The 18,470-nt window shown below is 67.3% G+C and carries 16 protein-coding genes; 9 read left to right on the top strand and 7 right to left on the bottom strand.

Going from position 1 to position 18,470, the window contains the following annotated elements; genetic code table 11:
• Positions 1 to 44 precede the first annotated feature (44 nt).
• Positions 45 to 992, top strand: coding sequence for a LysR family transcriptional regulator (locus A9J21_RS15000; RefSeq protein ID WP_066736931.1), 948 nt, complete (start codon positions 45 to 47; stop codon positions 990 to 992).
• 64 nt (positions 993 to 1,056) lie between these two features.
• On the opposite strand, the gene A9J21_RS14995 is transcribed toward A9J21_RS15000, so the two are convergent.
• Positions 1,057 to 3,741, bottom strand: a complete 2,685-nt coding sequence (locus tag A9J21_RS14995) for a tannase/feruloyl esterase family alpha/beta hydrolase (protein ID WP_066736930.1) — start codon at positions 3,739 to 3,741, stop codon at positions 1,057 to 1,059.
• Positions 3,742 to 3,871: 130 nt separating this feature from the next.
• Positions 3,872 to 5,068: a 4-hydroxybenzoate 3-monooxygenase gene (pobA, locus tag A9J21_RS14990; protein ID WP_066736929.1), complete on the bottom strand. Its 1,197-nt coding sequence runs from the start codon at positions 5,066 to 5,068 to the stop codon at positions 3,872 to 3,874.
• Between the two features lie 128 nt (positions 5,069 to 5,196).
• Here pobA and A9J21_RS14985 point away from each other — a divergent pair, with 128 nt between their 5' ends.
• Positions 5,197 to 6,090 carry a helix-turn-helix domain-containing protein gene (locus tag A9J21_RS14985; protein WP_066736928.1) on the top strand — a complete coding sequence of 298 codons (894 nt, stop codon included), beginning with the start codon at positions 5,197 to 5,199 and terminating at the stop codon, positions 6,088 to 6,090.
• Between the two features lie 24 nt (positions 6,091 to 6,114).
• On the opposite strand, the gene pcaD is transcribed toward A9J21_RS14985, so the two are convergent.
• The 4 genes from pcaD to pcaH all read right to left on the bottom strand — a co-directional run bounded on the left by pcaD (position 6,115) and on the right by pcaH (position 10,108).
• Positions 6,115 to 7,293, bottom strand: coding sequence for a 3-oxoadipate enol-lactonase (gene pcaD / locus A9J21_RS14980; RefSeq protein ID WP_066736923.1), 1,179 nt, complete (start codon positions 7,291 to 7,293; stop codon positions 6,115 to 6,117).
• Positions 7,294 to 7,305: 12 nt separating this feature from the next.
• The gene (locus A9J21_RS14975; protein ID WP_082926435.1) at positions 7,306 to 8,700 is read right to left on the bottom strand and encodes a 3-carboxy-cis,cis-muconate cycloisomerase; all 1,395 of its coding nucleotides are present in this window, start codon (positions 8,698 to 8,700) and stop codon (positions 7,306 to 7,308) included.
• A gap of 120 nt (positions 8,701 to 8,820) precedes the next feature.
• Entirely contained in the window at positions 8,821 to 9,390 is a 570-nt protein-coding gene (gene pcaG / locus A9J21_RS14970; protein WP_066736915.1) for a protocatechuate 3,4-dioxygenase subunit alpha, read from the bottom strand.
• Between the two features lie 4 nt (positions 9,391 to 9,394).
• Positions 9,395 to 10,108: a protocatechuate 3,4-dioxygenase subunit beta gene (gene pcaH, locus A9J21_RS14965; protein WP_066736914.1), complete on the bottom strand. Its 714-nt coding sequence runs from the start codon at positions 10,106 to 10,108 to the stop codon at positions 9,395 to 9,397.
• Between the two features lie 100 nt (positions 10,109 to 10,208).
• Between pcaH and A9J21_RS14960 the strand changes: the two genes are divergently transcribed.
• The 7 genes from A9J21_RS14960 (at position 10,209) to A9J21_RS14930 (ending at position 17,480) form a co-directional block, all read left to right on the top strand.
• The gene (locus A9J21_RS14960; RefSeq protein WP_066736913.1) at positions 10,209 to 11,189 is read left to right on the top strand and encodes a LysR substrate-binding domain-containing protein; all 981 of its coding nucleotides are present in this window, start codon (positions 10,209 to 10,211) and stop codon (positions 11,187 to 11,189) included.
• Positions 11,190 to 11,501: 312 nt separating this feature from the next.
• A complete protein-coding gene (locus A9J21_RS14955) occupies positions 11,502 to 12,887 on the top strand; it encodes an MFS transporter (protein ID WP_066736912.1) in 1,386 nt (461 codons plus the stop codon).
• A gap of 163 nt (positions 12,888 to 13,050) precedes the next feature.
• Positions 13,051 to 13,569: a shikimate kinase gene (locus tag A9J21_RS14950; RefSeq protein WP_066736910.1), complete on the top strand. Its 519-nt coding sequence runs from the start codon at positions 13,051 to 13,053 to the stop codon at positions 13,567 to 13,569.
• Positions 13,570 to 13,724: 155 nt separating this feature from the next.
• Positions 13,725 to 14,501 carry an SDR family NAD(P)-dependent oxidoreductase gene (locus A9J21_RS14945; protein WP_066736904.1) on the top strand — a complete coding sequence of 259 codons (777 nt, stop codon included), beginning with the start codon at positions 13,725 to 13,727 and terminating at the stop codon, positions 14,499 to 14,501.
• Positions 14,488 to 16,335, top strand: coding sequence for an alpha,alpha-trehalase TreF (gene treF, locus A9J21_RS14940; protein ID WP_082926434.1), 1,848 nt, complete (start codon positions 14,488 to 14,490; stop codon positions 16,333 to 16,335). The genes A9J21_RS14945 and treF overlap by 14 nt, the downstream gene beginning before the upstream one ends.
• A 416-nt stretch (positions 16,336 to 16,751) precedes the next feature.
• Complete coding sequence (locus tag A9J21_RS14935) at positions 16,752 to 16,949, top strand: hypothetical protein (RefSeq protein ID WP_066736903.1); 198 nt, start codon at positions 16,752 to 16,754, stop codon at positions 16,947 to 16,949.
• A gap of 15 nt (positions 16,950 to 16,964) precedes the next feature.
• Positions 16,965 to 17,480, top strand: a complete 516-nt coding sequence (locus tag A9J21_RS14930; protein ID WP_082926433.1) for a type II toxin-antitoxin system VapC family toxin — start codon at positions 16,965 to 16,967, stop codon at positions 17,478 to 17,480.
• Here the strand turns inward: A9J21_RS14930 and A9J21_RS14925 are convergent.
• Positions 17,467 to 18,465, bottom strand: a complete 999-nt coding sequence (locus A9J21_RS14925; protein ID WP_066736902.1) for a tripartite tricarboxylate transporter substrate binding protein — start codon at positions 18,463 to 18,465, stop codon at positions 17,467 to 17,469. The genes A9J21_RS14930 and A9J21_RS14925 overlap by 14 nt on opposite strands.
• Positions 18,466 to 18,470 lie beyond the last annotated feature (5 nt).

Here is an 18,470-nt window from a genome sequence, read left to right as displayed (position 1 = left end):
AATATATGCATGACAAGAATTCCATATGCATTGGATATAGATCGATGGAGCTGAGACATCTGCGTTACTTCCTGGCCGTGGCGGAAACCCGTTCCGTCACGCGCGCCGCCGAACAGCTCGGCATTCAGCAACCGCCGCTTTCGCAGCAACTCAAGGCACTGGAGTCTGAACTTGGCGTGACGTTGTTCGAGCGCCAGCCGCGTGGCGTGGCGCTCACGGCGGCCGGCGCAGCGCTGCACACCGACGTGGTCGACCTGTTCGCGCGAATCGAGCAGATGCGCGCACGCATGCACCGTATGGCCCGGGGCGATGAAGGGGCCCTTGCCATCGGCTTCACCAGTTCCGCTGCCGCCCACAAGCTGACGCCCGAGGTATTGCGCGCCTGCCGCCGGCATTTCCCGCGCGTGGCCCTGTCGCTGACCGAATGCAACGCGGCGGAAGCCATCGAACGGCTGGCCGACGGCACGCTGAACGCTGCCCTGCTACGTGCGCCCGTGCTGCATCCCGAGGGGGTGCGCTTCGACCTGCTGCTGGAAGAGGAAATGGTGATTGCGCTGCCGCTTGATCACGCGCTGCTGCGGCGCCGTGCATCGCGCGGCCAGAATGCTGCCGAACCGGTGTCGCTGAGCGAACTGGCAACCGACCCATTCATCCTGGTGCGGCGGCCGGGCGCCCCGGGCATGTATGGCGACCTGCTGCGCGAATGCGAGGCGCTGGGTTTCACGCCACGCATTGGCGCCGAAGTGGAACGCATGCTGACCAACCTCAATCTCGTGGCTGCCGGTGCCGGGGTCAGCGTGGTGCCGGCGTCGATGGCCGGCCTGAACCGCCACGGCGTGGCCTACTGCCGGATGGTCGAGGCCGATCGGCTGCGCGCGCCGCTGACGCTAGGCTACCGCGAGGGCCAGGACGACGCCGCGCTGGCGGCCCTGGTGGCGCTGACCCACCGCATCGCTGCACGGCATCGCAAGAAGGCGCAAGAGGAAGAATGACTGCCGGACGGGATCGCCCACTCCCCGCGAATACAGGGCGATCCCGTGAGCGGCGCGGCGGGCGTCAGTGCAGCAGCCCGACCTCGAAGCGGCCGGCGGCCGTGCCGATCAACAGGCCGCTGTTGTACAGGTAGGACGCGACCACCCCACCCGTTGCGCCAATCACGCCCGGCACCGGACTGTTGTACGCCAGCGTGCCCGACGCACCGTCACGCACGATGCTTGTGCCGTTCAGGTCCGCATTGACCTGCATGCCGGTGGAGGCCATCACGCGATAGGCACCGTCGGCCGCGCCGGCTGCCAGGCCCGCCGTCGACTGCTGCGCGTAGATGTCCATGCCGTAGCCGGTGGCCGAACGCGTCAGGATCATCGGCACCGGCGCACCATTGACCATGCCGCTGATCAGCGATCCACTTCGCACGCCGTCTCCAGCCGCGATGGTGCCGCCCACGAAGTAGTCGAACGCGTTGCGGGCGGCATTCCATACGATGTAGCCCTTGGTCGTGTTCGTACACGCGGCGTCATATACGATGTAGCCGCCGCTGGCCGTGGCCGCGCACGTCTGCCACGTGGCCGCCGACGACCGCAGCCGCGCCGAGCCGTTGCGCACCGTGACCGAACCATCCGCCACGGCGGTCTGGATGCCGTTCACGTTGTAGATGTCCGCCACCGCCTTGAAATCCGCCGACACGTTCTGGAACGCCACCAGCGGCAAGAAACCGCCGCCCGATGCCGGCTTGACGCCACCGGCCAGCACACCGCCACCGGTCAGCGTGAACTGCGCACCGTTCTCGTCGCTGCCATACGTGCAGGCGCCCTGGGACACGAGCTGGCCGGTCAGCACGGTGTTCGACAGGCGCTGGGCGCTGGCATCGATCGTCACCGTGTACTTGAGCGTGGCCGGGTCGATGCGCACCGACAGTTCCTCCCCATTGGTGTTGCCACCCTTCCAGGTGGTCGCCACCGACGGCAGGTTCAGGCACGACTGCACGATGCCTGACGCGCCTTCGCACGTGTAGTTGATGGCGGCGTCGGCACTGCCCGTGCCCTTGTACTTGGGCCACGACGGGTACTGGCACAGCGGACGCGTGCGGCCATAGGTGCTGGCGTTCGTGTCCATCACTTCGCGCGTACCCGGCGCCACGCCCATCTCGACCCAGTTTTCGAGCGCGGTCAGCGAATTCCACGCCGGCAGGAAGCTGCCTGTGCCGTGGCCCATGCCGGGCACGGTGTAGAAACGGATGCCCTGGTCCACGGCGGTCTGCCCCACCCTGGCGATGACGGCGTTGTACCAGGCGATGGTGGAATTCGGGCTGATCACCTCATCGGCCAGCCCGTGCAGCATGATCAGGCGGCCACCCTTTGCCAGGAACGCCGACAGGTCCGGGTTCGTGGCATCGGTCAGCGCCGACACGGTCTGCACGCGCGACGTCCAGCTGCCCGGCGTGGCCGGGTCGAAGGTCAGTGCATCGAACGTGGCATTGCGGGTAACGAAGTACTTCACCCACTGGTCGCCGGTGACGTACATGTTGGCGTCGGCCGTGGTGGCCGGATTGCCCGGCACGGCGCGCGTACCGAGGTCGCGCGTGGTGAACGGCCCGGCCACCAGCGCGCCTTCCAGGATGTTGTAGCCGCCCGCGACCGTCACGCCGTTCGCCAGCGCATAGTTGAGCTGCAGCGGCTGCTCGATGACCTTGACCGTGGCGATCTGGGCATCGGACAGGCAGGTGTCTCCGGTATCGGCGCCACCCACGCAACGCAGGTTGGCCAGCACTTGCATGGCGCCCACACGGCAGCCTTCCACATTGCTGACGACCTTGTCGGCCACGCCGTCCAGCGTGTCGCACGCATCCATGGCCGCCTTCTGCACCATCAGCGTCTTGTTGACGTTGAGCCACCCTGTACCGCCATTGAGGTACAGCGCCCGGCCAACGGCCACGTTCGACAGCCGCGTACCGGTGTAGTTGAGCGCAGGCTCGTTGGCGATCACGCCGGCGTAGTCCGCTGGCCAGCGCTGGATATAGCTCAGCGCGTCGCGGCCACCCGTCGAAGTACCCAGGAAGTACGCCCGCACCGGCGCCTTGCCATAGCGCTGCGTGATCAGCGCGATGGCAACGTCGTGCGTTTTCTTGAGCGTGTCGCCGCCGTAGTTCGCCAGTTGCTCGTCATTGGTGGCAAAGCGGCCATCGGTAATGCTGGAACTCTGGTGGCCCGAGTCGTCGCCCCAGGTGGCATACCCGCGCGACAGCGGCGCAGGGTCGCCCGGCAGGGCAAAACGCACGGTCTCGGTGCCGTCGATCAGCGTGCCGTCAAAACCGCCACCGCCAAACTGGATGCCCTTGCCATTCCATTGGGTGGGCAGGTTGACGGCGAAGTTGATGCTGGACGCCGCGGCATCCACCGGCGCAATCGCGCCGCGCACCTGGCAGTACTCGCCCAGCGTGTTGCCGGTGGCGTCGGCCGCGATCAGCGTGGCCTTGCTGACGGTGACACCGCCCGTAGGCAGCGCCAGGGCCGATGCTGGCAGGGTCGCACCGTTCAGCGCATTGCACGCGTCCTGCGCGCTGAGCGCCGGGGCGGACGGGGTCGTCGTACCGGCGTCACCGCCAGTTCCAGCGTTGCCCGCATTGCCCGTGCTGGCCGTGGCAGGCGCGTCGTCGCCACCCCCGCAGGCCGTTACCAGCAACGCCACGGAAAATGCGGCGGCCAGCCGCCACGCAGGGTGGCGGCCCTTGTATCCGGTTGTCATTGTTTGTCTCCTCCAGTACAGCCGGTACTTGTGCCGGCATGCTGGAGCGAGACGGTATCACCGGGGTGATGCCACGTAAAATATATGCCAATTAACCAATCCATACGATATGCATATGGATGGGGGCCGGTCAGCGTGGCAGCCCGACGTAGTTTTCCGCCAGCGACCGGCAAGCGGCCTCGGAGCTGACCAGGTAATCAAGCTCGGCCTGCTGGATGCGGTGCGCAAAGTCGTCGGCATCCGGAAAGCGGTGCAGCAGCGACGTCATCCACCACGAGAACCGCTCGGCCTTCCACACCCGGCCCAGGCACTTTTCGGAATAGCGGTCCAGCTCGTGCGAATCGTCGTGCAGGTAGTGCGCGATAAGGCCGTCAGCCAGGTAAAGCACATCGCTGGCCGCCAGGTTCAGGCCCTTGGCGCCGGTCGGCGGCACAATGTGCGCGGCGTCGCCGGCCAGGAACAACCGGCCATAGCGCATCGGCTCGCAAACAAAGCTGCGCAGCGGTGCGATGCTCTTTTCGATACTTGGGCCCGTGACCAGCGTTTCCGCGGCCTCCGGATCCAGGCGGCCACGCAGTTCATCCCAGAAGCGTGCGTCGGACCAGTCCTCCGGCTTTTCGGTAGACGGCACCTGCACGTAGTACCGGCTACGCGTCTTCGAGCGCATGCTGCATAGCGCAAATCCGCGCTGGTGAGCGGCGTAGATCAATTCGTCAGCCACCGGTGGGGTTTCCGAAAGGATGCCCAGCCAGCCGAACGGGTACACCCGTTCGAAGATCCGCTTCGACGGCTCGGGCACGCTGGCGCGGCTGACGCCATGAAAGCCATCGCATCCGGCGATGAAGTCGCAGACCACCTCGTGCTCGACGCCGTCCTTGCGATACGACACACGCGGGCGGCCGCTATCGAAATCGTGCAGTGCAACGTCAGCGGCCTCGTAGACCGTCTCCACCCCGGCAGCCTGGCGCGCCGCCATCAGGTCGCGCGTGACTTCGGTCTGGCCGTACACCGTGACGTCACGGCCGATCAGCGCATGAAAGTCGATCCGGTGCCGCGCGCCACCGAACGACAGTTCGATGCCGTGGTGCACCAATCCTTCCTCGCGCAGGCGTTTATCCACGCCGGCGCGCTGCAGCGCCTCCACGGTCACGCATTCGAGAATACCGGCGCGAATGCGGCCCAGCACGTACTCGGGGCTGCGCTGTTCGATGACGATGTTGTCGATGCCGGCCACGGTCAGCAGCTGGCCGAGCAGCAGGCCGGCGGGGCCTGCGCCAACAATGGCTACGCGAGTGGAACGGGAATGCGGGGAGCCATTGGGGGCCATGGCGTGTCTCCTGATTGGAATATGTTTGTTGGGCTCAACGATAGAGCTTCGCGCGCCCGGCCGGAATGGACAGATCGAACCAAGAACGTGAAAATCCGAACATTCCAGGAAGCACGCAGCACGCCCCCATGAGAACCGTCCCCACCTATTCGCTCTACGGCGTCAACTCCGCCGAACCGCTGCTGGACCAGCTCCATTTCGAATCGATCGCGTCGCGCAGCCAGCTCTACGCGTGGGAGATCAAGCCTCACCGGCACGAGCGCTTCCTTCAAATTCTGTACATCCACAGCGGCAGCGGCGAAGCACTGCTCGACGGCCGCCGCGAACGCCTGGCGAGCGGATCGCTGATCTGTGTGCCGCCTCACCATGTGCACGGCTTCGTGTTCTCGCCCGACGTGGACGGCATCATCGTGACGATGACCGACAGCTACCTGCGCACGCTGCTGGCCGGCGTGCCGGGCACGCTGCCGCTGTTCGAGCATCCGCGCCACGAGCGCGTGGCACGCAAGCACCCGCTAGCCAGCGCACTGGCGATGTTCCGGATGGAGATGGCCTCGGTGGCCCCGTGGCGCGGCGCCGCGCTGTCCGCGCTGCTTACGCTGGTGCTGGTGGGAATCGCGCGCATCGCCGAGGCGGCGGCGCCTGCCACCACGCGTGCCAGCAGCCGGCCGGTGCGGCACTTCCAGCAGTTCCAGCAACTGCTGGAGACCGACTACCGCGAGCAGAAGGAGATGACGTACTACGCCGACGCCATCGGCATCACGCCCACCCAGCTCAACCGCATCTGCCGCCAGCTGGCCGGACAGAGCGCGCTGCAGCTGATTCATGCGCGGGTGCTGGCCGAGGCCCAGCGCGACCTGCTGTTCAGCGACCTCGATATCAAGCAGATCGCCATGACGCTGGGATTTTCGGATGCAGGGTACTTCTCGCGCTTCTTTGCGCGGCTGGCGGGCCAGACGCCCACTGCGTTCCGCGAATCGGGGCGTGCGCGCCTTCCCGCGTTCGCCACGCGGGAAGGCTGAGCCCCGATGCGGTTTCGGCGCGGGTCAGCCGCGCGTCTTGTCGACTTCGGCGAAGATTTCCTCGGCCATGTGGAAGGCCGAGTTGGCGGCCGGCACACCGCAGTAGATCGCGGTCTGCAGCAGCACTTCCTTGATTTCGTCGCGCGTCACACCGTTGTTGGCCGCCGCGCGCAGATGCAGCTTCAGTTCTTCCGAACGGTTCAGCGCCACCATCATCGCGATGGTCACCAGGCTGCGCGTATGGCGCGACAGGCCTTCGCGCGTCCAGATCTCGCCCCATGCATAGCGCGTGATCAGGTTCTGGAATTCCTCGTTCAGCGGCGTCAGCTTCTGCAGCGATCGGTCCACATGGGCGCTGCCCAGCACGGCGCGGCGCACCGACAGGCCCGCTTCGTAGCGCGCGTGATCGTCGGTCACGGGCAGGCGGCCATGGACGAAGTCCAGCAGCGCCGCCGTGAAACGGCCTGGCTGCTCGCGATTGGACAGATGCGCGGCGGGCAGTTCCACATAGCGCGCGCCCGGAATGGCATCGGCCAGCGCCCGGCCCTCGGCAGCGGTGGTCGACGGATCGTCGCTGCCTGCAATCACCAGCACCGGCACCTGGATCGTCTTCACGGCCTCGCGCAGGTCGGCATCGCGCAATGCCGTGCAGCCCAGCGCGTAGCCGCGCGGGTCCAGCCCCTGCAGCACAGCGCGCAGGTCGTCCAGAGCGTGGCCCGCCGTATTGCGGAAGCCTTCGGTGAACCAGCGCCCCAGCGACGCATCGACCAGCGGCGCCATGCCGTCGCGCAGCACGCCATCGATGCGTGCGCTCCACGAATCGGCCGTGCCGATCTTCGGCGCGGTGTTTGCAACGATGATCTTCGAGAATCGCTCCGGCGCGTTCGCGGCCAGCCACTGGCCAATCAGCCCGCCGATCGACAGGCCGCAGAACACGGCCGTTTCCACCTGCAGCGCGTCGAGGATCGCCAGCACGTCGCGCCCCAGCAGGTCGACCGTGGCCTCGGACGCATCGGTCGTTGAGCGGCCGTGTCCGCGCATGTCGTGCCGCACCACCCGGAAGCGGCCGGCCAGCGCATCGGCCTGCGGCTTCCACATCGTGTGGTCGGTGCCCATCGAGTTCGAGAAGATGATGACGGGCGCGGTGTCGGGGCCGTCGACGGTATGGAACAGCCGGGCACCGGCGTGATCGAGGTAAGGCAAGGTCGTCTCCAGTCAGGCGTGGTTGCGTTGCTCGCGCGCCTGCCGCCAGGCATTCACGGCGGCATCGGCAAAGCTTGTGGATTGGCCCGCGTACTGCGCGGGGTCGCTGAGCCGGTCGAGCGCGGCGTCGTCGAGCAGGCCCTGGTGCGATGGGTCGTCGGCCAGCGTGCGCGCCAGTGCGTCGCGCAGTGTCGTGCCGTCGGCCACGGCGCGGCGCGATGCCTGCTCCACCAGATGATGGGCGGGCAGCCGGCCAATGCGGCGGCCCAGTTCGAGCATGGCGGCCTCTCCAAGAATCAGGCCATGCGTGATATCGAGGTTCTGGCGCATGCGCACCGCGTCGACCTGCAGGCCGGCCACGACGTCGCCCATCTGGCGCAGCGCGCCGGCGGCCAGCGTGACGATCTGCGGCAGCGTGTCCCACTCGGCCTGCCAGCCGCCCAGCGCACGCTCATGCTCCTGCGTCATGCCTGCCAGCATCGTCGCCACCAGTGGCGGCACCCGCACCGCAGCAGTCAGCACCGCTGCGCAGCCCACGGGATTGCGCTTGTGCGGCATCGTGCTGGAGCCGCCGCGGCCCGGCCCTGACGGCTCCGCCACCTCGGCCACTTCGGTCTGCATCAGCAGCGAGATATCGCGCGCCATCTTGCCCAGCGTGCCGGTCAGCATGCCAAGCGTGGCCGCCACTTCGACCATGCGGTCGCGGTGCGCATGCCAGGGCAGCGCGGGAAGATCGAGTTGCAGCGCCTGCGCCAGCTGCGCGGCCACGGCCGGCGCGTCGTCGCCCAGGCTGGCAAGCGTGCCGGCGGCGCCACCGAACTGCAGCGCCCGCACATGCGTGCGTGCCAGGTCCAGCCGGGCCAGGTCGCGGCGCAGGGCGTCGAGCCAGCCGGCGGCCTTCAGGCCGAACGTGGTGGGCAGTGCATGCTGCAGCCAGGTGCGCGCCACCATCGGCGTGGCGCGATGGGCCATCGTCAGCGCGGCGCAGGCATCGCCAAGCGCCAGCAGGCCGGCATCGACCTCCTGCAATGCGTCGGCAAGCTGCAGCACCAGCGCCGTATCAATGATGTCCTGGCTTGTGGCGCCCCAGTGCACATAGCGGCCGGCTTCGGCATCGCGCTGCGTCACGGCGGCGGTCAGTTGCCTGACGAACGGGATCGCCAGGTTGCCGGCGGAGACGGCGGCCTGCGCGAGTGCATCGAGGTCGATGATCTGCGCCGGCTCGCAGGCGCAGGCCTGTTCGATCACCAGCGCTGCGGCTTCGGGAATGACGCCGCAGCGCGCCTCGGCGCGCGCCAGCGCGGCTTCCACATCCAGCATGCGGCGTACCGTGCCGGTGTCGGAAAAGATGTCGAGCACGGCGGGGCTGCCGAACATCGGATCGGTCAGGCGGGAAAACGTTGGCATGGTCGGTTGGGGGCGAACCGCTTGGCTTGCCGGCAAGGAATGCGCCGATTGTGATGCAAAACGCGGCACCGGTGTGAGCCGGCGCCGCGTTCGCGCAAACGGGGCAACGATCGCGACGTATCAGATATCGAAGAACACCGTCTCGCCGGGGCCCTGCAGCACAACGTCCCAGCGATAGCGGTTCTGGCCGTCGGCCCTGGCGATCAGCGTGTCGCGCCGGTCGGCGGGCACCAGCGCCAGCACCGCATCGGCGCCGTTGGCGGCAGCGTCCTCGGGGAAGTAGATGCGCGTGGCAACGTGCTTGACCAGGCCTCGCGTGAAGACGGACACCATGATGTGCGGCGCCTGCGGACGGCCATCGCCATCGGGCACGGCGCCCGGCTTGACCGTGGTGAAGCGGAACGAGCCGTCGGCCTCGGTCGGCACGCGGCCGAAGCCGGTGAAGCCCGGCACCAGCGGCAATTCGCGGGCGTCGTCGGGATGGCGGTAGCGGCCGGCCGGGTTGGCCTGCCAGATCTCGACCATGCCGTCAGGCACGGGCTCGCCGCGACCATCGACGACGCGGCCTTCGATCACGATGCGTTGCGCGGCCAGGTCGGGCGCGTCGGCGGTCAGGTCGGCGCAGTTCAGGCCAGTCAGGCCGATATGCAGGTACGGACCTACGGTCTGGGATGCGGTGGCGTACAGCATGGCCTTACTCCATCGGCGTGGCATCGCGGCCACGCAGCACGATATCGAAACGGTAGCCGAGCGCGTACTCGGGTGCCGTGGTCTCCCAGTCGAACGTGGCGATCAGGCGGTTGCGCGCCTTCTCATCGGGCACACACTGGAAGATCGGGTCGTACGCCAGCAGCGGATCGCCGGGGAAGTACATCTGCGTGACCAGCCGCGTGGCGTAGGCATTGCCGAACAGCGAGAAGTGGATGTGCTGCGGCCGCCAGGCGTTGTGGTGATTGCGCCAGGGGTAGGCGCCCGGCTTGATCGTCTTGAACTGGTACAGCCCGTTGGCGTCGGTGATGGTGCGGCCTTCGCCCGAAAAATGCGGGTCCAGCGGCGCGTCGTGCTGGTCGCGCTTGTGCGTGTAGCGGCCGGCGGCGTTGGCCTGCCAGACCTCGATCAGCGCATTCGGCACGGGGCGGCCGTTTTCGTCGAGCACGCGCCCCGTGACCAGCATGCGTTCGCCGATCGGCTCGCCGCCGTTGCCGATGGTCAGGTCGTTGTCGCCCTCGCGGACGAACTCGGGGCCGAACGTCGGGCCGGTGACCTCGGACAGCGACTGCGGCAGCGCGATCAGCGGCTGGGCCGGCGAGCGCAGCTGCGTCGAGGCATAGGGGTCGAAGCGGTACTCGGGCTGGGTGTCCCAGTACGGACGACGGTACTGGGCGGGGCGATCGGAGCGGTGGGGCATCGCGCTGTCTCCGTTGTTGTGTGAATCGATGGGGAGGACTGTATGCAACGCCAGAAGTCATGTAAATTGAGTTTTGGCGTAATTACGATGAATTTTTATTATGGAACGCGTGCCCCCACCGACCGCCGCCCCGAAGGCACCGCCGCAGCCATCGCTTGACGCCTTTCGCAGCCGCATCCGGCTCCGGCACCTGCACTGCTTCGTGGCCGTGGCCCAGGCGCAGCACCTGGGGCGGGCCGGCGAGCATCTGGGGCTGACGCAGCCGGCGGTGTCGAAGACGCTGACCGAACTCGAGGAACTGGTCGGCGCGCGGCTGCTCGTGCGCCAGCGGGCCGGCACCAACCTGACCGCGGCCGGCATGCGCTTCCTGCGTCATGCGCTGCGCATCCTCGAGGACGTCGAGGCCGCTGCCGACAGCCTGTCTGCCGCCAACGCCACGCGGCACGAGCGCATCCGCGTGGGCGCCCTGCCCAGCATCGTGCCGGCGCTGCTGCTCGACGCCGTGACCGCGTTCCGCGACTCTCATCCCGAGGTGGCGCTGGCCGTGCAGAGCGGCATGAACCGCACGTTGATCGACCTGCTCAAGGCCGATGTGCTCGACGTTGTGATCGGCCGCATGGACGACCCGGCAGCCATGGAAGGCCTGTGGTTCGAATCGCTGGCGGCAGAGCCGCTGGTGCTGGCCGTGCGCACCGGGCATCCGCTGGCCGGCCAGGCCAGGCCGACCATGCGCGACGTGGTGGCATGGCCGATGGTGGTGCCGGCCGTGGGCTCGATCCCGCGCCACAGCACCGAAAGCCTGCTGGCCCGCCACGGCTTTGCGCTGCCCGAGGGTTGCCTGGAAACGGCCGATGCCTACCTGGGGCGCCTGCTCACGCAGCAGGGCGACGGCGTGTGGGCCGCGCCGTTGTCCGCCACGCGCCGCGCGGTAGCTGCGGGCGAGATGGTGCTGCTGCCAGTGGACACGCAAGGCACCGAGGAACCGATCGGCCTGCTGCGCCGAAGCGACCGCACGCTGGGGCCGGTGGCCGAGGCATTCGCCGAAACCATCCGGCGCACCACTGCCGCCCGCCCCGCCTGAGCCGCACACCCGTCCGGCTGATCGCTGCAGGGCACTTTTGCCATGTGGCCGCCCCGTGTCTGAAAAAATTTCGCTGCGCCGTCGCACCGGCCGCCAGCCCTTTGGCCGTGCGGGCCGGCGCCGGTTCGACCCCGTTCCGCGCCGCGCCCTTTGCGGGTTAACGCCGATATTTCGACGCGAAAAACGCTGCGTATGATCCGTTCCTATTGAGAACACACGTTCGCCTTTAGAACAAACACGGCGAAACGACAACAAGAAGTGCCCGACAAACCGCCTGATCGGGCCTGATTCGATCCGAAGAACGGAGACACCATGTCCCAGACCACGCGCCCCGCGACTGGCACGCTCGACGTCCAGTCATTTATCGATAGCCACCGCTTCTCCGCCTATCAGTGGCTCATCCTGATTCTATGTTTCATGATCGTCGCGATTGACGGCTTTGATACGGCAGCCATGGGGTACATCGCCCCGGCCCTGGTGCAGGAGTGGGGCATCGAGAAATCGTCACTTGGCCCGGTCATGAGCGCCGCCCTGTTCGGACTGGCGTTCGGCGCCATCTTCGCCGGGCCGATGGCCGACCGGGTGGGCCGCAAGCGCGTGCTGGTGCTATCGGTGTTCTTCTTCGGCGCGTGCAGCCTGGCCACGGCCTTTGCGCCGTCGGTGACCTGGCTGACCGTGCTGCGCTTTCTGACCGGCGTCGGGCTGGGCGCGGCAATGCCCAATGCGGTGACGCTGATGTCCGAGTACGCGCCAGCACGCCGCCGCGCGATCCTGGTGAACACGATGTTCTGCGGCTTCCCGCTGGGCTCGGCCGGCGGCGGCTTTTTCGCGGCAGCCATCATTCCCCATTTCGGCTGGCATAGCGTGCTGGTCTTCGGTGGCATCGTGCCGTTGGTACTGGCCGTGGTGCTGGTGACCACGCTGCCCGAATCGATCCGCTACATGGTGGTGCGCCAGTATCCTGCCGACCAGATCCGCAAGGTGCTGGCACGCGTGACCGGCACCGCGCTGGGCGCCGTACAGGCGTTCACGGTCAACGAGACGGCGCCGGTCGCCAGATCGGCGGTTGGTACCGTGCTGGCACCGCGCTATCGCGTGGGGTCGGCCATGCTCTGGCTCACGTATTTCATGGGCCTCGTGATCTTCTACCTGCTGACCAGCTGGATGCCAACGCTGATGAAGGACGCCGGGTTCACGTTGCAGCGCGCATCGCTGCTGACCGCGCTGTTTCCGCTGGGCGGCGGCATCGGCACCATTGCCGCCGGCTGGTTCATGGACCGTTTCAACCCGAACAAGGTGATTGCCTTCACCTACGCGCTGACCGGCATGCTGATCTACGCAGTGGGCCACGGGGCCGGCGGCGACCAGTTCATGCTGGGCCTGCTGATCTTCCTGGCCGGCACGGCCATGAATGGCGCGCAATCGTCGATGCCGACGCTGGCCGCAAGCTTCTACCCCACGCAGGGCCGTGCCACCGGCGTGGCCTGGATGCTCGGCATCGGCCGCTTCGGCGGCATTGCGGGCGCGCTGCTCGGCGCCGAACTGCTGCGCATGCACCTGGGCTTCGACGCGATCTTCACGCTGCTGACAGTGCCGGCCTTTATCGCGGCCGGGGCCCTGGTGGTCAAGCAGTTCTCCGGCGCAGGAGCTGCCGCCGATGGCAGCGAACCGGCTGGCAATACCGTGGCCGGACACTGAAATACCGCCGCAGCGCATGGGCGACGGGCATCGGCCTCGCCAATTGCTTCGCTATGGCGAAAACGCCATTACGTGCTACCGTTGCGCAGAATGACATGGCACGCTGCGGCGCACACTTTTGGAACCCCGAACCGCGTCAGACAACCTCTTTTTCATCGGCTTCATGGGCGCCGGCAAGACGACGATCGGGCGAACCGTCGCGCGTCAGCTTGGCCGCCCGTTCTTCGATACCGATCACGAGATCGAATCGCGCTGCGGGGTGCGCATCACCACGATCTTCGAGCTGGAAGGCGAGGACGGCTTCCGCCGCCGTGAGACGCGCGTTCTCGATGAACTGACGCAACGCAGCGGCATCGTGCTGGCCACCGGCGGCGGCATCGTGCTGCGGCCCGAGAACCGCGAAATGCTGCGTGCGCGCGGCCACGTGATCTATCTTGACGCCGCGCTGCCCGATTTGTGGCGCCGCGTCCGCCGCAACCGCAATCGTCCGCTTCTACAGGTGGACAACCCGCGCGCCCGGCTCGAAGCGCTGTTCTGCGAACGGGACCCGCTCTACCGCGAAATCGCCCACCTGATCATGCCGGCCCATGCCGGTACCGTGGCGCAGGCCGCCGCCAACGTGCTGGCCCTGCTTGGCCTGCCAGCCGACACGCCCGCCCAGGACCCCGCCACGCACGATTAGGCGTTGAGCGCCCCACCGACAGACCCATCGGAAAACGCCGACAGCGCCGCGTCACCGGACGTGGCAAGGTTGGAACATGGTGGGTTGCCGGTTTGAACTTCGTGCCGGGCGCGTGGCTCTGACGGTGACACCACCCTGAAAGCAGGAGGTTCCCCATGCGGCTGCAAGGCAAGACGGCACTGGTCACGGGTGGCGCAGGCGGCATCGGACGCGCCATCGCGCTGCGCCTGGCCCAGGAAGGCGCCGACGTCGTTGTTGCGGCGCACAAGCTTGACGCCGAATCCGACGAGACCGCTGCCGGCGTGCGTGCGGCGGGCCGGCGCGCCCATGTGGTGGCCGGCGATATCGGCAACGTGGCGCAGGCGTTTGCCATGATCGATCAGGCCGTGGCAGCGGTGGCTCCCGCCGGCAGTCTCGACATCCTGGTCAACAACGCCGGGGTCGAAGTCCGCGCGCCGTTTGCCGAGGTGACCGAGGCCGACTACGACCGCGTGCTCGATACCAATCTCAAGGGGCCGTTCTTTCTCACCCAGCAGTTCGTGAAGCACCGGCTGGCGCGCAAGCTGGGCGGCAAGGTCATCAACATCAGTTCCGTACATGAAGACCTGCCCTTTCCGCATTTCACGAGCTACTGCGCCAGCAAGGGCGGCCTGCGCATGATGATGCGCAACCTGGCGATCGAACTGGCGCCGGCCGGCATCACCGTCAACAACATCGCACCGGGCGCCATCCAGACGCCAATCAACCGCAAGCTGATGGCCGACCCCGCCGAACTGCAGGCGCTGCTGGCCGGCATCCCGCTGGGCCGGCTGGGCCAGCCCGACGAAGTTGCCGGACTGGTGGCCTACCTGGCGAGCGCCGATGCCGACTACATCACCGGGGCCACGCTCGTGATCGATGGCGGACTGCTCTGGAACTATGCGGAACAATAACGTCGAATCTGCCGGCGGCACGCCCCACGTCCTTGCGCGCACCCGGCCCGCCGAGGCGGACGCCGCGGCGCATCCTGCGGCGGTGCCTTCCGCGGCCCCAGTCACCGCCGAGGGTGCCGCCACCGCTGCGGCCCCGGCCACAGGGCCGGCTCGGGCGCCCGCGCAGCCAGCCCCGCCGTCGCACTGCCACGGTCACGCCCCCGCCATTACCCATCTGCCGACGCCCGCCCCGTGCACGCTGCCCGGCTGCGCGGAAGCCGACGCCCTGTCGCCGGCCGAACGCTATGCCGAACTGTTCGTCGACGTGCAGGCCAGCGGCATGTTCGCGGACAGCAAGACCTTTCCTGACTGCATTCCGCTCGACGCGCCCGAAGCCATCCTGACGCGCTACCGGGCCGAGCGGGACGGGCCCGGCTTTTCGCTCGAGGCCTTCGTACGCAACTTCTTTGCCCGCGAGACCGTGTCGGACGACCACTACGAATCGGATCCGGACAACTCGATGCGCGAGCACATCGACGGCCTGTGGCCTGTGCTCACGCGCGAGCCGGCCGAACATCCGCCACGCTGCTCGCTGCTGCCGCTGCCCCGTCCATACGTGGTGCCGGGCGGGCGCTTTCGCGAGCTGTACTACTGGGATTCGTACTTCACCATGCTGGGCCTGTCGGCCAGCGGCCGGCACGACCTGCTGCGCGCGATGGCCGACAACTTCGCCTATCTGCTCGACACCTACGGGCTGGTGCCCAACGGCACGCGGTCTTACTACCTGAGCCGCTCGCAGCCGCCCGTGTTCGCGCTGATGACCGATCTCTTCGAGGACGAGGGCGTCGATGCGGCCGTGCAGTACCTGCCCCAGCTCGAGCGCGAATATGCGTTCTGGATGGACGGCGCCGCGCACCTGGCCCCCGGCAATGCCTACCGGCGCCTGGTGCGCCTGCCGGGCGGCGCCCTGCTCAACCGCTACTGGGACGACCGCGCCCATCCGCGCGAGGAAGCGTACCTGGAAGACGTGGCAACGGCCCGGCGCGCCGACCGCCCGGCGCACCTGGTGTTCCGCGACCTGCGCGCCGCGGCCGAGTCGGGCTGGGATTTCAGCTCGCGCTGGTGCGAGCCCGACCTCGCCAGCGGCCAGCCGACTTGCGACCTGGCGACCATCCGCACCACGGCAATACTGCCCATCGACCTGAACGCCCTGCTCTGGCATACCGAATGCCGCCTCGGCGAACTGTGCGGGCGCGCCGGCGACATGGAAGGCGCCGCGCGCTATCGCGAAGCAGCCGATCGGCGGCGGCAGGCCATCTCGTCCATCATGTGGGACAAGGGCATGGGCGCGTTCGTCGATTTCGACTGGCATCGCGGCACGCCCAGGCCGTATCTCAACGCCGCCGCGCTGATGCCGCTGTTCCTGGGACTGGCCACCACGGAGCAAGCCGCGCAGGTGGCCGATGTGGTCGCCGCCCGGCTGATCGAGGAAGGCGGCCTGGCGACCACGGAGATCGATTCCGGCCAACAATGGGACCGGCCAAACGGGTGGGCGCCACTGCAGTGGATCGGCATCATGGGCCTGCGGCGCTACGGCTGCGACGCGCTGGCGGACGACATTGCCCACCGGTGGCTGCAGACGGTGGCCAGTCTCTATGTCTCGGAATACAAGCTGGTGGAAAAATACCGGCTGCAGCGGCGCCGTGCCGGCAATGCCGAAGGCGGCGGCGGCGGAGAATACCCACTGCAGGACGGCTTCGGCTGGACCAACGGTGTGGTCAGCGCACTACTGGAGATGTATCCGTGGCATCCGGCGCAGCGCAGCAAGGCGGGCCGCCCGGAAACCGGCGAATGACCAATGAAAGCCTGGCCGGTCGCGGTGCCACAACGGCTGGCGCGAATGATCACCTCCGGAATTCGGAATTTCGTTCTTTTGTTCAGAATTCCGTGATGCAGCGCCGCATTTCGTCTTGATTGTTCCGCGTACGCCAATAACTCATGTGAGTTATTGGCGTAGCAGGTCGGGAACGTCACACTGACGCAGGGTTGTTTTCGACACGACCCTAAACGACTTGGCAACTCTTACTACCCCGACGATCCCGCGCGTCGGGGTATTTTCTTTTCCGGGCCGGATTTTGCCGCCGCCCCGCTCGCCAGCACCCCCCTTGCGCTGGATCAACAATCGATCACCCGTCACATCCGGACACAAATTTCGGGTCTTTCGGGATGCACCATGGCGCCTCGTTCATTCACCCACGACGGAGGGCCAGCATGAAACAGCACGACAAATCCAACCCCGGGCAACTCGACGACAGCGCGGCCGGCCCGGACACGGGCGGTGCGTCACGCGAGGGCAAATCGCGTACGGCCCGTGCCACGCCGGCACGCAAGCCGACCTTCGCGGCATTTCTCAAGAAGATTCCGCCTGGCGACGCCTACGACGACCAGGACTTCGCACGGATTCAATGACGGGAGGAACGGCACATGTATCTGATCGATACCGATGTCATCAGCGAAAGCCGCAAGGGGCGCCGGGCCGATCCCGGCGTACGCGCCTTCTTCGAGGATGCCGAGGCCGATGGACACCCCCTGTACGTGTCAGTGGTGACGATGGGGGAACTGCGGCGCGGCGTGGAACTGAAGCGCTTCCGGGGTGACCGGCAGCAATGCCACGCGCTCGATGAATGGCTGGTGGCCGTGCAACGCCGCTACGCGCACAACATCCTTGGCGTGGACGGGCGCGTGGTGGAACTATGGGGCCATCTGCGGGTACCCCATCCCGAGAACGCGCTGGACAAGATGATCGCGGCCACCGCGATGATCCACGGGCTGGCCGTGGTCACGCGCAATGTTCGCGACTTCGCCCAGACCGGAGTGCGGCTGGTCGATCCGTTCGGGAGGGGGCCGCCCGGGCCGCCCGGGTCGATGGATTCGAACCGCACATCGGCCCGCAAGCCAGCCCTGCAGCCGCTATCCGCGACTTGCCTCAGCTTGCACTGATGCCCTTGGCCTTGACGATGGCGCTCCAGCGGTCGTAGTCCTTGTTGAGGCGCGCCTGCATCTGCTTGCCGTCCTGGAACGACGCGATGGCACCTGCGCTGACCAGCTTCTGCTGCAATTCCTTGTCCTTGCCGATGATGTCGCGCGTCTCGCTGGCGATGCGGTCGACGATGAGCTGCGGGGTGTCAAGCGGCGCGATCAGGCCGCCCCAGGAATCGAAGTCGAAGCCCGGGAAGCCCTGTTCCGAGACGGTCTTCACGTTCGGCAGCAGCACGCGGGCATTGGGCGAACTCAGCGCGATGGCCTTGAGCTTGCCGGCGCGGATATGCGGCAACGCTGCGACCACATCGGCAAACATGATGCCCACCTGGCCGCCGAGCAGGTCGGCCACGGCCGGAGCGCTGCCACGGTAGGGCACGTGCAGCACGTCGAAGCCGCCCAGGTCCTTGAGCTGCTCCATTGCGAGATGACCAAAGCTGCCGGTGCCCGAGCTGGTATAGCTCAGCGGCGTCTTGCTGGCCTTGGCAAAGCGGATCAGGTCTGCCAGCGTCTCGACGTGCGGTACCACGGCCGGGTTGATGACGATGGCCATCGGCAGCACGTAGACCGTGGCAACGGACAGGAAGTCCTTCTTCACGTCGTAGGCGTTGGTCTTGTACATCAGCGGCGCCAGCAGGGCCGGCATGCCGAACATCGACAGGTTGTAGCCATCGGCCGGGCTGCGGATAAAGCTGGCGGTGCCGATCGAGCCCGAGGCCCCGGGCTTGTTCTCGATAATGACCTGCTGCCCGAGGCGTTCCGACAGCTTCTGCGCCACGATGCGCGCGGCGGTGTCGGTGGGGCCTCCAGCGGGGAAGGCCACCACCATCTTGATGAACTTGTCGGGCCAGCCGGTCTTTGCCAGCACCGAAGGCATCACGGCGGCCATCGACGCGGCAGCACCCGCCTTCAGCACCTGGCGGCGGCTCAGTAGCAGCTTGGTCATTGTCT

The sequence above is a fragment of the Cupriavidus sp. D384 genome (genome assembly GCF_001652915.1).
Lineage (GTDB): Bacteria > Pseudomonadota > Gammaproteobacteria > Burkholderiales > Burkholderiaceae > Cupriavidus.
This window is presented reverse-complemented; position numbering and strand designations above follow the sequence as displayed.

What these genes read in the sequence shown, in the direction of transcription:
- A9J21_RS15000 (WP_066736931.1), top strand. Translation starts at nt 45, where the DNA reads ATGGAGCTGAGACATCTGCGTTACTTCCTGGCCGTGGCGGAAACCCGT.
- A9J21_RS14995 (WP_066736930.1), bottom strand. Translation starts at nt 3,741, where the DNA reads ATGACAACCGGATACAAGGGCCGCCACCCTGCGTGGCGGCTGGCCGCC.
- pobA (WP_066736929.1), bottom strand. Translation starts at nt 5,068, where the DNA reads ATGGCCCCCAATGGCTCCCCGCATTCCCGTTCCACTCGCGTAGCCATT.
- A9J21_RS14985 (WP_066736928.1), top strand. Translation starts at nt 5,197, where the DNA reads ATGAGAACCGTCCCCACCTATTCGCTCTACGGCGTCAACTCCGCCGAA.
- A9J21_RS14975 (WP_082926435.1), bottom strand. Translation starts at nt 8,700, where the DNA reads ATGCCAACGTTTTCCCGCCTGACCGATCCGATGTTCGGCAGCCCCGCC.
- pcaG (WP_066736915.1), bottom strand. Translation starts at nt 9,390, where the DNA reads ATGCTGTACGCCACCGCATCCCAGACCGTAGGTCCGTACCTGCATATC.
- pcaH (WP_066736914.1), bottom strand. Translation starts at nt 10,108, where the DNA reads ATGCCCCACCGCTCCGATCGCCCCGCCCAGTACCGTCGTCCGTACTGG.
- A9J21_RS14960 (WP_066736913.1), top strand. Translation starts at nt 10,209, where the DNA reads ATGGAACGCGTGCCCCCACCGACCGCCGCCCCGAAGGCACCGCCGCAG.
- A9J21_RS14955 (WP_066736912.1), top strand. Translation starts at nt 11,502, where the DNA reads ATGTCCCAGACCACGCGCCCCGCGACTGGCACGCTCGACGTCCAGTCA.
- A9J21_RS14950 (WP_066736910.1), top strand. Translation starts at nt 13,051, where the DNA reads ATGGGCGCCGGCAAGACGACGATCGGGCGAACCGTCGCGCGTCAGCTT.
- A9J21_RS14945 (WP_066736904.1), top strand. Translation starts at nt 13,725, where the DNA reads ATGCGGCTGCAAGGCAAGACGGCACTGGTCACGGGTGGCGCAGGCGGC.
- treF (WP_082926434.1), top strand. Translation starts at nt 14,488, where the DNA reads ATGCGGAACAATAACGTCGAATCTGCCGGCGGCACGCCCCACGTCCTT.
- A9J21_RS14935 (WP_066736903.1), top strand. Translation starts at nt 16,752, where the DNA reads ATGAAACAGCACGACAAATCCAACCCCGGGCAACTCGACGACAGCGCG.
- A9J21_RS14930 (WP_082926433.1), top strand. Translation starts at nt 16,965, where the DNA reads ATGTATCTGATCGATACCGATGTCATCAGCGAAAGCCGCAAGGGGCGC.
- A9J21_RS14925 (WP_066736902.1), bottom strand. Translation starts at nt 18,465, where the DNA reads ATGACCAAGCTGCTACTGAGCCGCCGCCAGGTGCTGAAGGCGGGTGCT.